The 12,581-nt window shown below is 65.3% G+C and carries 14 protein-coding genes and 1 pseudogene; 4 read left to right on the top strand and 11 right to left on the bottom strand.

From position 1 onward, the window contains the following. Positions 1–32 precede the first annotated feature (32 nt). From G6N33_RS20105 to G6N33_RS20080, 6 genes are read right to left on the bottom strand one after another with little or no spacing between them, the layout of a single operon-like run. Positions 33–1,226: an acyl-CoA dehydrogenase family protein gene (locus G6N33_RS20105; protein ID WP_044507247.1), complete on the bottom strand. Its 1,194-nt coding sequence runs from the start codon at positions 1,224–1,226 to the stop codon at positions 33–35. A gap of 14 nt (positions 1,227–1,240) precedes the next feature. After that, on the bottom strand, positions 1,241–2,299 hold the full coding sequence (locus G6N33_RS20100) for an acyl-CoA dehydrogenase family protein (protein ID WP_044507249.1): 1,059 nt from the start codon (positions 2,297–2,299) through the stop codon (positions 1,241–1,243). A gap of 21 nt (positions 2,300–2,320) precedes the next feature. After that, complete coding sequence (locus G6N33_RS20095) at positions 2,321–3,151, bottom strand: amidohydrolase family protein (RefSeq protein WP_044512146.1); 831 nt, start codon at positions 3,149–3,151, stop codon at positions 2,321–2,323. Further along, entirely contained in the window at positions 3,148–4,803 is a 1,656-nt protein-coding gene (locus G6N33_RS20090; protein ID WP_101528553.1) for an acyl-CoA synthetase, read from the bottom strand. The genes G6N33_RS20095 and G6N33_RS20090 overlap by 4 nt, the downstream gene beginning before the upstream one ends. 13 nt (positions 4,804–4,816) lie before the next feature. Next, positions 4,817–6,019: an amidohydrolase family protein gene (locus tag G6N33_RS20085; RefSeq protein ID WP_044507251.1), complete on the bottom strand. Its 1,203-nt coding sequence runs from the start codon at positions 6,017–6,019 to the stop codon at positions 4,817–4,819. Between the two features lie 18 nt (positions 6,020–6,037). Beyond that, complete coding sequence (locus tag G6N33_RS20080; RefSeq protein WP_044512149.1) at positions 6,038–6,895, bottom strand: enoyl-CoA hydratase; 858 nt, start codon at positions 6,893–6,895, stop codon at positions 6,038–6,040. 233 nt (positions 6,896–7,128) lie between these two features. Here G6N33_RS20080 and G6N33_RS20075 point away from each other — a divergent pair, with 233 nt between their 5' ends. Then, positions 7,129–7,353, top strand: coding sequence for a hypothetical protein (locus tag G6N33_RS20075; RefSeq protein ID WP_044507252.1), 225 nt, complete (start codon positions 7,129–7,131; stop codon positions 7,351–7,353). A 107-nt stretch (positions 7,354–7,460) separates the two neighbouring features. Then, the gene (mbp1, locus tag G6N33_RS20070) at positions 7,461–7,679 is read left to right on the top strand and encodes a microaggregate-binding protein 1 (protein ID WP_044507254.1); all 219 of its coding nucleotides are present in this window, start codon (positions 7,461–7,463) and stop codon (positions 7,677–7,679) included. A 36-nt stretch (positions 7,680–7,715) separates the two neighbouring features. On the opposite strand, the gene G6N33_RS20065 is transcribed toward mbp1, so the two are convergent. The 3 genes and pseudogenes from G6N33_RS20065 to G6N33_RS20055 all read right to left on the bottom strand — a co-directional run bounded on the left by G6N33_RS20065 (position 7,716) and on the right by G6N33_RS20055 (position 9,000). Next, positions 7,716–8,720 (bottom strand): dihydrodipicolinate synthase family protein, encoded by a 1,005-nt coding sequence (locus G6N33_RS20065; RefSeq protein WP_044507255.1) that lies wholly within the window; start codon positions 8,718–8,720, stop codon positions 7,716–7,718. Between the two features lie 3 nt (positions 8,721–8,723). Next, positions 8,724–8,873, bottom strand: a pseudogene (locus G6N33_RS20060) (SDR family oxidoreductase); the annotation flags it as partial. Further along, positions 8,848–9,000, bottom strand: coding sequence for a hypothetical protein (locus G6N33_RS20055; protein WP_163771421.1), 153 nt, complete (start codon positions 8,998–9,000; stop codon positions 8,848–8,850). The pseudogene G6N33_RS20060 and the gene G6N33_RS20055, both read right to left, overlap by 26 nt. A 252-nt stretch (positions 9,001–9,252) precedes the next feature. On the opposite strand from G6N33_RS20055, the gene G6N33_RS20050 reads away from it, so the two are divergent. Next, positions 9,253–10,044, top strand: coding sequence for a TetR/AcrR family transcriptional regulator (locus G6N33_RS20050; protein WP_061559764.1), 792 nt, complete (start codon positions 9,253–9,255; stop codon positions 10,042–10,044). An 18-nt stretch (positions 10,045–10,062) separates the two neighbouring features. On the opposite strand, the gene G6N33_RS20045 is transcribed toward G6N33_RS20050, so the two are convergent. Further along, a complete protein-coding gene (locus tag G6N33_RS20045) occupies positions 10,063–10,950 on the bottom strand; it encodes an enoyl-CoA hydratase/isomerase family protein (RefSeq protein WP_044507259.1) in 888 nt (295 codons plus the stop codon). Further along, positions 10,947–11,624 carry a hotdog family protein gene (locus G6N33_RS20040; protein ID WP_044507261.1) on the bottom strand — a complete coding sequence of 226 codons (678 nt, stop codon included), beginning with the start codon at positions 11,622–11,624 and terminating at the stop codon, positions 10,947–10,949. The genes G6N33_RS20045 and G6N33_RS20040 overlap by 4 nt, the downstream gene beginning before the upstream one ends. A gap of 128 nt (positions 11,625–11,752) precedes the next feature. On the opposite strand from G6N33_RS20040, the gene G6N33_RS20035 reads away from it, so the two are divergent. Beyond that, complete coding sequence (locus G6N33_RS20035) at positions 11,753–12,574, top strand: enoyl-CoA hydratase-related protein (protein ID WP_044507262.1); 822 nt, start codon at positions 11,753–11,755, stop codon at positions 12,572–12,574. The last annotated feature ends 7 nt before the right edge of the window (positions 12,575–12,581 follow it).

Raw genomic sequence — 12,581 nt, 5'->3', positions numbered from 1 at the left:
CCGACGAGTCACACGCCAGGCACTGGCGACGATCAGGAAACTTTCTGCACCGGCGCCGAGTAGTTGGGCTTACCCAGGCCGAGCGTGTACTGGCCGATCATGTTGCGGAACACCTCCAGGGTTCCGCCGTAGATTCCGACCAGGGGCGCGAATCGGTAGACGTATTCGGCGCTGCCGTCATCGGCCGCGCCGTCGGTGCCCAACGGCAGCGCCGCTGCCGCCCCGTGGATGTCCATCAGGTCCGGGGAGATGTCGCGCATCGTCTGGGCAATGGCGACGCGGCCGTAGATGTTCGGCGACGACAACGCCGCCTCCAGCCGAGCGACGCAACGACCCAGCCGATACGCCACCGATCCGTCGTCGATGAGTTTGCGCCCGTGGGGGTCCGGCCGCGTCACGGCCGCCACGGCGTTGTCGACCGCGGTGGCCATCGAACCCGCCTGGTGCATCATGATCGAGGTGTCCTGCAACCCGTCGGGTGCGGCCGCGACGGCGCCGTGCTCGGTGTTGAGCGGCTCACGCAGCACAGTCCAGCCCGCGTTCACCTCGCCGAGCCGATACTTGTCGTCGACGCGTACATCGCTGTAGTAGACGATGTTGGTCCGGTCACCGTCCACGGTGCGGATGCCCTGGATTTCGATGCCCGGCGAGTCGAGCGGAACCAGGAACATGGTCAGGCTCTTGTGCTTCGGCGCGTCCGGGGCGGTGTTGGTAATCAGGAAGACGTACTGGCAGTTGTGGGCACCGGTGGTGAACATCTTCGAGCCGTTGATCACCCAGCCGTCGCCGTCACGCACGGCGCGCGTCTTGCAGGTGGCGATGTCGGAGCCGCCCTCCGGCTCGGTGTAGCCCAGACACAGGCGGACCTCGCCGGTGAAGACCTTCGGCATGACCTGGGCTTGCAGCTCGGCCGAACCGAACTTGGCTACTGACCGCGCCACCATGGCCGTCGTCCCCCAGGTCACCCACGGCACGTGGGCGCGGCGCTTCTCCAATTCCCAGATTCGCCGGCGCACCCGGGTGAATCCGCCGTCGGATTCCGGCTTCCACTCCAGGGCCAGGTAGCCGGCGGCACCAAGCGCCAAGTGCACCCGCTCGTCAAAATTGTCACCGGTTTCGCGGTCGCGACGCCGCACCTCTTCGGTCACATGTGTTTTCAGGAACGCACGGGCCTCGTCGCGAAACGCGCTGTCTTCGTCGGCAAGCTCCACCCGGGAGAAGTCCATTGCTCGCTCCTGTCCTATGCGCGCGCGGCCGCACTGTCGCGGGCGGTCACGATCTCGGCGATACGCTTGGCGGTGGCACCGGGGTCACCGGCAGCCAGCGGCCATCCCCGGGCCCGCACCAGGTAGGCGGTTGCCGCGGCTTCAGCCGAAACGCCAAGTCCGCCTTGAATGTGGACGGCCATGGTGGCCGCTTTGGCGGCCTCTTCGGCCATGAAGACGAATGCCGACGGTGCCAGCTCGGCGCGCTCGTCGGGTTCGTTGTCCAGGAACCACGCCGCGCGCCGGGCGAGGTTGCGTCCGCCCTGCACCGTGATCGCCATGTTGGCCAACGGATGGGAGATGGCCTGCAGCGTCGAGATCGGGACCCCCAAGGTGTACCGCGTCTTGGCGAATTCGGCCGCGATCGTCATTGCCTCCTCCACCAGGCCGACCAACGCCGCCGCGGTCAGCAAGCGCCATTCATCAAGCGCGCGTTCATAGTTGGCCACCGCTTCGGGTCCGTCCGCGACGATGATGCGGGTGTCGGCGGCGGCCGGATCGACCCAGGCCATCGGCAACCGGCCCAGGTTGTCGACCTTGGCCGGGCGGGTCCCGAAAGTCAGGCGGACCACTTCGTCGCCGTCGCGGACGATGACGTGGTCCGCGATCGATCCGGTCGGGATCAAGCGCACTCCCGGCGCCGCGTCGAGTCGCGCATCGAGACCCGCAAGCTGCTCGCCGTCGGCCACGCCGGCGGTGCCCGCATCGAGTGCGCCCAGGCGCCCGAGCAGCCGCGCCGCGCAGACGTGGTCGATCCAGGGGACGGGGGCCAGTGATCGACCGATCTCCTCGGCGACCAGAGTGAGGTCGACCAGCGTCGCACCGTCGCCGCCGCAGGACTCCGGCAGCGCCATCGTGGTAGCGCCCGTGGCGCACAGTCGCTCCCAGAGGTTCTTGTCGAACCCGGAAGGCTCTGCGGCACGGACTGTTTCGATGGAGCAGTGGGTCTTGAAGAACTGTTTGTACGCGTTCTGCAGATCCACGTGGTCTTCGGACAGACTGTAGTCCAGCCTGCGCAATTCGTAACGGTCCATCGTCACTGCTCCTGTCGTCGCTCAGGCACGGTCGCCGAAGAAGAACGCGAGTGCGTTGTTGTAGAGGTAGTTGTCCAACACCTCGGGCGGTAGGTCGAGGGCACGGGCTTCGGGCAGCACGCGACGCATCCGCAACACCGGCCAGTCCGACGCATAGATGATTTTGTTCGGACCGCGGGTCCGCATGTAGTGCAGCAGGCTCTCCGGTAGCCGCTTGGGCGACCACGCCGACGTCATCAGGCGCAGATTCGCATATTTCAGCATCAGCCGGATCGCCACGTCCCACCACGGATCGGCGCCGTGGATCATGCACAGCTTCAGTTCCGGGAATCGCACGCATACGCGGTCGAGGTGGATGGGGTTTTGCACGTCGCCCGGTATTGGCGGTCCCGGAATTCCGGTGTTGACGCACAACGGCAGGTCCAGCTCTGCACATTTGGCGTAGAGCGGATAGTACACGGCGTCGCTCGGCGGGTACTGGCCATCGCCCCAAAAGCTCGGCCCCACCACGGCATACGCGACGGGCAGGTCGGCGACGACGGCGCTCAATTCGCGCAGCGGCCCCACCGGCCGCAGCAGGTTGAGTCCGCCCATCGCCAGGGCGAAGCGGTCCGGTTTGGCTTCGACGAACTTGCGCGCGGTGGTCGACGGGCTGGCCAGGTTATCCATCAGGATCGCCTTGCGCACGCCTTGGGCGTCCATCTCGTCGATCAGCTCGGACAGGTCGACCGGTGCGAACATCGATTGTGGGCCCTTGAAGTAGTCGTCGCGGACCCGCAGCATCCAGCTGGGCTGCGAGTCGGCCTCGCCGAAATGCACGTTGACCAGGCAGTCGATAGCCTTGTCACTCATCGGGATCCCTCCGCCTCGGCGCCGGCCAATACGGCTGCCGCAACCTGCTCTGTCGCAGCCTGTTTGGCCCATCGGTAGTCGGGCTTGCCGTTGCCGAGTCGCTGCACCCGGTCGACGAACAGGATCGCCTTGGGCGCTTTGAAGTGCGCCAGCCGCGACTTGCACAGCGCCGCAAGGTCAGCCTCCGCGACGGTGGCGGCGCCGGGGGCCAGTGCGACCAGCGCCACGACTTCCTGGCCCCACCGGTCGCTGGGCCGTCCGACCACCAACGCATCGGCGACGCTAGGGTGGCTGCGCAGCACCTCTTCGACCTCTTCGACGAAAACCTTTTCACCGCCGGTGTTCACCACCAGGGAGTCGCGGCCGTAGAGACGCAGGGTGCCGTCCTCCTCGATGCTGGCCCGATCGCCGGGGATCACCACCCGGGTGCCGGCTATTTCGGGGAAGGTGCGCTCGGTGGCGTCGCGGTCGTCGAAGTAGCCGAGCGGGATCCGGCCGCTCCTGGCCACCCACCCGATCTCGGCGTCGCCCGGCCGCAGGAACCTGCTGCGATCTGCCGACACCACCGCTCCGCCCTCGCGGAGCGCGAAGGTCTCGCTCTGCCTGCCGCGCTGGCTGTGCCCGAAACCCATGTTGCCGGATTCCGACGAGCCGTAGCCATCGATGATGGTGAGCTGCGGGATTTTGTCCATCAGCGCGGCCTTGAACTTCGGATTGGTTGCGGCCCCGCCGGTCCCGATCGCTTTCAGCGACGACAAATCGTAACTGCCCCGGTGCAACTCGGCCACCAGCGGCCCGGCGTAGGCGTCGCCCACCATCGTCATCATGCCCACTGCCTCGCGCTGCGCGGTCTCCCACACCGCGCGCGCATCCAGGGTGCCGCGGCCCTCGTACAGCACCGCGGTCAACCCGTTCATGATCGCCGAGAACGTGGTCCACAGGCCGGCGGCATGCATCAGCGGCGATACCGCGAACCATGGCGGTCCGCCGCCGCGGACCTTCGCGTGGATTTCGTCGACGCTGGCGTGGTCGGCGCCCACCATCGACGCGACGTACATGTCACTTTGGCGCCACAGCACTCCCTTGGGCCGCCCGGTAGTGCCGCCCGTGCACATCATGATCAGATCATCCGGCGAACCGGGCACTGGGTCACCGGAATCCCCCTGTGCCATTGCATCATTCAGCGATATCGCACCCGGCAGTTCGGCGGCGTCGCTGCCGTCGTCGACCGAGATGAGCAGCTCGATGCCCGCGCGCTGTAGCACGTCGGTGCACCGAGCACCCAGCGAGCGGTGATAGATGACTCCGCGCGGGCGGACATAGGAAAATAGTTCGCCGATCTCCCGCGGCGAATAGCTGTAGTTCACGTTGACCGGGACGACTCGGGCCTTCAGGCACGCGATCATGGCATCCGGATACAAGTCGTTGAACATCAGCAGCGCAACGCGGTCTTGGCCGCACTCCCAGCGGTTGAGGGCGTGTCGCTCGTGGTGCACCCCGAAACCGCTGGCGCTGAGAAAGTTTGCCAATCGGCTGGTTCTGCCCACCACCTCGGCGAAGGTGCTGCGGCGGGGTCCGCACACGGTCATCACGCGGTCACCAATGACGTCGGCGATGGCGTCGAAAACCGCGCCAATCGTCCATTCGCTCACGGATCGCGCCGCCTTAGGCCAGCACTGGTGTTTTGACGCCCAGCAGATCTAACGCATTGTTGCGCATAATTTTTCGGACATCCGATTCGCTGAAGCCGGTGAGTTCGTCGGTGAATGACACCGGCGACTCGAGACCTTCGCCGTGCGGCCAGTCGGAGCCGAACAGGATCTTGTCGACGCCGATGACCTCGGCAAGCTCCGACAGGTTGTCCTCGTAGTAAGGGGCGATCCAGACGTTGTTGCGCAACTGTTGCACCGGATCCTCGGGGAAGTCGCGCGGTTGGGTATTGGCCGCCTTCTTCAGGCGCTTGATCAGCCGATGGACGAAGTACGAACCGTTTTCGATGCTGACCGCCTTGAGTTTCGGGTGGCGGGTGAACACCCCGTGCACGATCATCGAGGCCATCGTGTCGTGAATGGCGCGGTCATCGAGCAGCACGTTGTCCAGCGGGTCCTTGGCGCCAAACCCCTCGAATGTCGACTTGCCACCCCACGCCGCCGCGATGTGCAGATAACCACTGTCGCTGAGGTGGAATCCGACCGGGACACCGGCCTCCGCCAGCCGCGCCCAGACCGGGTCGTGGCTGGGATGCCCGAGAGAGCGCGGCTTGACCAAGCCGGGCACCGGCGCCGGGCGCACCAGCACCAGCTTGGCGCCGCGGCCCATCACGAACTCGACCTCTTCGAGCGCCTTTTCGGGGTCGGCGAGTGAGATGATGGGCGCGCTGATGATCCGGTGATCCGGGCGATCGAAGCCCCAGTCCTCGTCAAGCCATAAGTTGAACGCGTGCACCGACGCCATCGTCGCCTCGATGTCGTGCTTGAGCGCCTCCTCTACCCCACACGCGAACGTCGGCAGCATGAAGACCGTCTCGATGTCCTGGGTGTCCATTACCGCGATGCGCGCATCGCGGTTCTGATACTCCGGGTGCTCGCTGAGCCGTTCGACCTTCATCAGCGACGCCGGATCAACGCCTTCGGGGATCTCCCCCCGGAACAACAGGTCCAGGCAGCCCGGCACGATGATCGGATCGAAGGTCGGGTTCGGAACGAAGTGGTTGACCCGGCCCCCGATGACGGCCAAGGTGCGCTTGCCTTGAGTGACCATCTGCACACCACGGGTCCTGAACGCCTTGTCCAGATGGCGGGTGAACGCATCCAGCGGTTCGTAGTAGTGGTTGTCGACGTCAATCGCCTTGTAGCCCAAGCCATTCATGGTCGTCCTTCCCCGGTATCACGCGTGTTGGGAATTGAGCGCAGCAAACTGCGGGCGCCGTTTCTGAAGGAAACTGGTGATCCCCTCGATGACGTCCGGACGTGACATCGCCTCCCGCACCAGGATTTCGGATTGGCCGTTGGCCTCCGCAACGTCGCGAGTGGTGTCGGCGTACACCTGACGCTTGATCACCGCCATCGACGCGGGCGAACAATTGGCCGCCATGTTTTCGGCGTATTCCAGCACCCGCTTCATCAGATCGTCCGCCGCGACGACCTCCTTGACCAGGCCAAGCTCGGCGGCTTCCTCGGCGAGAAAGGTGCGCGCGCTCAGCAGCAGGTCGAGCGCAATCCCCATACTGGTCAGCCGGGGAAGAATCCACGAAATGCCGAATTCGGCGATCAGCCCGCGGCGGGCGAACACCGCACCCAACTTGGCACCGGCAGCGGCGAAGCGGACGTCGCACATTAGTGCCTGGGTCAATCCGATGCCCACGCACGAACCGTTGATCGCCGCGATGACGGGCTTGCGCAGCATGGTCAGGAAGTGGGGTGGCCGGTCGCCGACGAGTTCGGCGAGATCCGTCTGCCCGGCCTGCCCCATGGAGTCGCCGACCTTGTCCGCGTCGCCCGGCCCACCCAGGTAGGCGCCTGCGCAAAACCCCCGGCCCCGGCCGGTCAGCACGATCACCCGTATTGCGGGATCGTTTTCCGCGCGATCGATGGCGGCGTAGAACCCGGCGGCGATGTCGGGGCCCCAAGCGTTGAGACGCTCCGGGCGATTGAGAGTCACCACGGCGACACCGGTGTCGGTGGCCTCGTAGAGCACCGCGTCGCCGGCTTGAAAGGCCGGGGAGGCACCACCGCTGCCGGACATCTTCCGCAGCACCTCCTCATGCTTTGACGACGGGTTTCGGTGCGCTTTGTACCCATACTGTATACCTATCGGTACTGCATTCCACAACTGTGCCCGCGCCCGCCTGAACCAATGCCAAACAGGCAGTTTCGGGCCCGCCAGGGGTGCTGCGCGCCACTGCGCGGTTTGGGCCGGCCTGGTGGCGGGTTATCGGAGCATTGACGTGCATACCCCGGCAGCGAAAGGGACCAGCAGTGAAGTCGACAGCCAAAGCCGTCGTGCAGCGGATGCGGCAGGCCCGTACGGCGCTCGTGCGAGTCGAGCTCACTTGGACGGCAATCCAATTTCTGGCCACGGCGGGATCGATAGGCGCCGTGGCGGGTCTCGCGCTGTGGGCCCGACGCCGGCAACGCCACACCGGGCAGCCCCAGCCGGACGCCGCCGCAGCGGAAGCGACGGCGAACCAGCCGGCGCACTGAGCACGCCACATAGTGTGGCGAGCGCCACGTTCCGGTGGCGTTTTCCTTCCGTGACCGATCGGGAAGAGGTAACGAAGGCACCCAACAGGCAGGAGGAGGGAGCGCCGATGGTTGACGTCATCAGGGGCGTCGTGGACGACGTGATCGGTAAGGCAAAAGAAGTCGTGGGCACGGTCGCAGGCCGCAATGATTGGATCAGCGAAGGTCAAGCTCGCCAGGACAAGGCAGCGGCGCTGCGCAAAGCCGGAAAGAAGGAAGCTCAGGCGCGGCGAGCGCGGGCCGAGGCGAAGGTGCACGAGGCACGTGAACGCGCTGAGCAGGATTAGCCCAACCAACCCCCGCCAGGCCTTATCCGGCGACCCTCAGGCGATCAGGCCTAGTCGGCGGTAGGCCGCTTGCATCTGGGCTTTGGCCTCGCCCGGTAGCTCCGCCTGCGGAGGCCGCGAGTGCGGGTAGTCGCCGATCGGCAGGCCGAGTAGCGAGGCGGCGTATTTGAAGGCGCCACCCCAGTGGGTGAAGTAGTCCGATCGCGCCGGGTAACACGTCCACCACGGGCCGAGGTCGAGATGGAATTGATCCAAGCCACTGTCTCGGGCGTAATCCATTGCCTCGACCAGCTTGTCGGACGACACCAGTTCCCAATAGTCGGTGAATAGCCGCCGCTGCGGCGTTTCGAAGAGATAGCATGCGGTGCCCAGCTGCGCCGGGCACACGATCCCGTCGCGCAGCCAGCCCGCCCGGTACACCGTCTGGTCGCACTCCCACACCAGCAGGCCGGGCGCCAGTTCATGGAGCATCCGACTATTCGCCGGCCGGAACGCGCCTTCTTTGGTGGCGCATACCGCGGGCACCTCGTGATATATCCGGGCGGCCTCAGCCGGGGTCAGCACATAGCCCGAAGATGGCGAGTTGAACATACCCAAGGCGATATCCGTATGCCCGGCCACATATTTGAAGAACCGCAAGACACCTTCGCCGCCGTGCGCCTCCATCATCGGTGTTTGGATGTAGGCGATGTCGGCGCCCACCTGCTGGGCGTGGCGCGTCAAGTCGACGCAGTCCTTCGCCGACATCGCCGCCGTGCAGGCCTGCACCACGACGTCGGGATTGATGGCATGCGATTCCTCGATCGCCACCTCGAGCAGACGTTTGCGCTCGTCGATGGTCAACGACCAGAATTCGGCAATGCCGCTGGTGCACCACAACATCGGGTGCCCAAGGTCACCGACGCAGTAACGCACCAACGTCCGGTATGCGTCCCAGTCGATGTCGTCGCCGTCGGTCCCGCGAAACGGCGTGTACAAGGAGTCCCCGATGCCACGCAAAGCTCCGGGCGCCCAGGTGCGCGCCTGCGCCGCAGTCGCCACAATTCACTCCTTCTGTCGGCCAACCGATTTGACGTCAGATGAAGTCGATCCACCGTCAACGTTGATATTGTCGCCGGTCAGGTAGGAATTACGGCGGGAGGCCAGGAGCGCGACCACAGGGCCGATCTCATTCGGCAGACCGGCGCGCGGCAGCTGGCGACACCACGTTGACCAACGCCAGCCGGGCACCGTCCTCGGCCAAACACCGGGCCGTCGCCACACCCATGTCGCGGCTACCGCCGGCGACAGTCGCCGTAGCATTGACCAGACCCAGATTCACGGCGAGATCCGCGGCCGTCTCGATGAGCCACCCGATGGTATGCGTCCGGTCACCTTTACCCGTCCAGCCTCATATACCAAAAAGCCTACGATAGGTATTACAGTAGCAGAGGCAAAAGCATACGAAAGCCCGGTTGACGGTCATACGTCGAATGACGACACGCCTATATACGTGCAGGTGGGAGCACACACGCCGATAGATTTGGCGCAGTCGGCGGCCCGGCTGCAGACCGTTCGTACAGGATACAGTTTGATGGAGGTGCCCGTAGTGGCAAAGCAGGCAACCGCTGATAAGCGTCAACGACGCGAACGCGGGTCCATCAACCCCGACGACATCATCAGCGGCGCATTCGAACTCGCGGAACAGGTGTCGATCGACAACCTGAGCATGCCGCTGCTCGGCAAACACCTCGGCGTCGGAGTGACGAGCATCTACTGGTACTTCCGGAAGAAGGACGACTTGCTCAACGCGATGACCGACCGCGCGCTGAGCAAGTACGTGTTCGCCACGCCGTACGTAGAAGCCAGCGATTGGCGAGAAACCCTGCGCAATCACGCACGCTTGATGCGTAAGACCTTCATGGGCAATCCCATTCTGTGCGACCTGATTTTGATCCGCGCGGCGCTGAGTCCCAAGGCCGCCCGGCTGGGTGCGCAGGAGATGGAGAAGGCGATCGCCAATCTGGTCGAGGCCGGCCTGTCGCCGGAAGACGCCTTCGACACCTACTCCGCGGTGTCCGTACACGTCCGTGGCTCGGTGGTCCTGCAGCGGCTATACGAGAAGAACCAGTCCTCGGATGTCGGCTCACGCGCCATCGAAGACGCCGTCTCGATCGACCCGGAGAAGACGCCACTGCTGGCCCAGGTGAGCCGGATAGGGCACCGGATCGGGGCACCCGATGAGACGAACTTCGAGTACGGCCTCACCTGCATCCTCGACCACGCCGGCCGGCTGATCGAAGAGGGAGCGAAGGCCAAATCGAATTCCCGGCCGCGCAAGTCGGCGAGGTCGTCCCCCCGCCTTAAAACGACCGCCGAACGCTAGTCCCCTCGAAACGGATTGTCAGCCTTCGGGTTCAGGCACGTGGAAGTGTTCGTCACGCAGCCGGAACGCCTCCTTGGTCCCGTGCTGGGCGCGCGTCTTGACGAAGTTGAACTCATCCGGCTCGAATTGCAGGTTGGTGCCGTAGGCGTGGAATAGATAGCTCGCCACTTCCTCACCGTTGTAGGCCTGGGTCTGCTCGACGAGCCGGAACGCCTCCTTGGCGATCACGACACCGTCGGCAGGCATCTTTGCCGCCTTCTCGGCCCAATACCGGGCGCGCGCGGTCACGGCGCCGGGATCGCAGGTGTCGGTGAAGATTCCAAGATGCTCGATCTCGCCGGCCGCGATGACGTCACCGGTCAGCAGCAGCCGCCGCGCCAAGACCGGCCCCAGTCGGTGGAAGAACATGTGCAAGCTGCCGAGCGCCGGACCCAGAAAGCGCGTCGCCGGCATCCCGATCTTGGTATCGCGGGCGATCACCGAAATATCGGTCATCAGCGCCATCTCGAAACCGCCACCGAGGGCGTAGCCGGAGATCTCCCCCACCGTGACCTTGGGGAAACCCATGAAGTTGTGGTAGAAGCCAAATGACTTGCGGTCCACGGCGAGTCGTCGACGCTGACTCGGCCGGCGTTTGGCGAATTCGCCGGGCCCCTTGCTCTTGTCCCCATACCAGCCGTAGGCGTTGTTCATGTCGGCGCCGGTGGAGAAAACACCCTCCGCGCCGCGCAGCAGTACCACCGTGATGTCGTCGTCCTCGGCCGCCTGGTCCAGGCAGCGGCCGATGGCCTCCCGCATCGCGGCGTCATAAGAGTTGCGCTGCCTGGGATTGTTCAGTGTGATCGTCGCGATGCGCCGCGCGGAATCCACCTCGAACAGCACCCGATCCTGGCTCGAGGCGGTCATCTCGCGGACTCCTTTCGCCGCCTGCCGAATTCGTATCCGGTCAGCTTCTCCGGTTGCGACGCCAGGGTATTGACCTCGCCGATGCACAGCACTTCGTCGGCGAGCAGTAGGCGCGCCGTCGAATCGATGCCACGCTCGACATGCGACCGGACGATGTCGAACCGCAGCTCGGTCAGCAGTGGCGTGGGCCGGCGAAACGACACATTGAGCGAGCGGGTCTTGCCCGACAGTCCCATCACGCAGCTGTGATGCTGGATCACGCAATCGAAAAACACAGCGAGGAAGCCGCCATGCACCAGCCCCGGTGGGCCCTCGTAGACCAGCGGGAAGACCACCCGGCCCGCGGCCCGGTCGGGGTCGAGGTGATCGAACTCGTACTCCGGGAAGGCCGGGTTGTAGGCGCCGATGTCGGTGGCGTGATTGAGATAAACGCGGCGCGGATCGTCATCGACCGCACCGATGCGAGGCGTCTTGTCCGGCGGCGCCGCGGCCGTCAGCTCGTCTTCCCATTCCCCGAACTTGTCCAGCATGGCGTCCACCGTCGGGTGGGAATGTTCCAGCGACAGCAGTAACGAGCTCAGCCGGCGCATCGCGGCGGCGGCCGCCACGGTCTGAGCCAAGGGCAGCTCGCCGAATTTCGGGTCATCCCTGCGCGTCGGCGTACCTTCGCCCATGCGACCCTCTTCCGCCGGGTGTGACCCGGTTGTTCCGTCGGCAGCGTTTACTTGATAACTTGTACAGCGTACCAATCGTATTGCCTACTGTATGGGTAACCGTATCATTGAGAAAGGCCGGTTCGACGGTGAGTCACGACGCCGGTGCGGCCGACACCGAGGGTTCGGTCACCGCACATCGCGACGGCGCGATTCTACGGCTTACCCTCGAACGCCCACAGCGGCGTAATTCGCTGACGCAGTTCATGATTCACGCGCTGGTCGGCGAGCTGACACAGGCCGCCGCCGACGATTCGTTGCGCGCGATACACCTGCGCGGGGCGGGCGGGGATTTCTGCGCGGGCGCCGACTGGGTGAGCTCCAACAGCGGCGCCGCAGAACGTCCGCGCACCGGCAGCCTGGTGCGCAGGATCCCGCATGCCGCTCACCGGGTGATCGAGCTCGTGCACAGCATCCAGCTTCCGGTCGTGTGCAGCGTGCGCGGCTGGGCAGTGGGGATGGGCTGCAACCTCGCGCTGGCTGCCGATTTCGCTGTCGCCGCCACCGACGCGGTGTTCTGGGAACCGTTCGTGCAGCGCGGTTTCAGCCCGGACTCGGGCGCCACCTGGCTGCTCCCCCGCCTGGCCGGCGTGGCCCGGGCCCGCCGGATGCTGCTGCTCGGCGAAAAGGTGCGCGGTGTGGACGCGGCCGACTGGGGATTGATTCACCAGGCCGTCGAGCCCGCGGACCTGGACGACGTCGCCGAGCAGCTGCTGGGCCGACTGGCCACCGGACCGACGGTGGCGATCGGGATGGCCAAGCAAGCGCTGAACTACGGGCAGCACACCTCGCTGGGTGAGTCCCTGACACAGGAACTGTTCAATCTCGAGTTATCCAGTCGGACACTCGATTTCAAGGAGGGCCTGGAAGCCTTCCGGCAGCGGCGCGATCCGGATTTCCGTGGTCGCTGACGAAGGG

This window comes from Mycobacterium simiae, assembly GCF_010727605.1.
In the GTDB taxonomy this organism is placed as follows: Bacteria; Actinomycetota; Actinomycetes; order Mycobacteriales; family Mycobacteriaceae; genus Mycobacterium; species Mycobacterium simiae.
Note: the sequence above shows the minus strand (reverse complement) of the source record. Positions and strands in the feature narration are given on the sequence as shown.

Excerpts from the sequence above, each read along its gene's own strand:
- G6N33_RS20095 (WP_044512146.1), bottom strand. The coding sequence starts at position 3,151 with ATGAGTGACAAGGCTATCGACTGCCTGGTCAACGTGCATTTCGGCGAG.
- G6N33_RS20105 (WP_044507247.1), bottom strand. The coding sequence starts at position 1,226 with ATGGACTTCTCCCGGGTGGAGCTTGCCGACGAAGACAGCGCGTTTCGC.
- G6N33_RS20100 (WP_044507249.1), bottom strand. The coding sequence starts at position 2,299 with ATGGACCGTTACGAATTGCGCAGGCTGGACTACAGTCTGTCCGAAGAC.
- G6N33_RS20085 (WP_044507251.1), bottom strand. The coding sequence starts at position 6,019 with ATGAATGGCTTGGGCTACAAGGCGATTGACGTCGACAACCACTACTAC.
- G6N33_RS20040 (WP_044507261.1), bottom strand. The coding sequence starts at position 11,624 with ATGGGCGAAGGTACGCCGACGCGCAGGGATGACCCGAAATTCGGCGAG.
- G6N33_RS20080 (WP_044512149.1), bottom strand. The coding sequence starts at position 6,895 with ATGTCCGGCAGCGGTGGTGCCTCCCCGGCCTTTCAAGCCGGCGACGCG.
- G6N33_RS20045 (WP_044507259.1), bottom strand. The coding sequence starts at position 10,950 with ATGACCGCCTCGAGCCAGGATCGGGTGCTGTTCGAGGTGGATTCCGCG.
- G6N33_RS20050 (WP_061559764.1), top strand. The coding sequence starts at position 9,253 with ATGGAGGTGCCCGTAGTGGCAAAGCAGGCAACCGCTGATAAGCGTCAA.
- mbp1 (WP_044507254.1), top strand. The coding sequence starts at position 7,461 with ATGGTTGACGTCATCAGGGGCGTCGTGGACGACGTGATCGGTAAGGCA.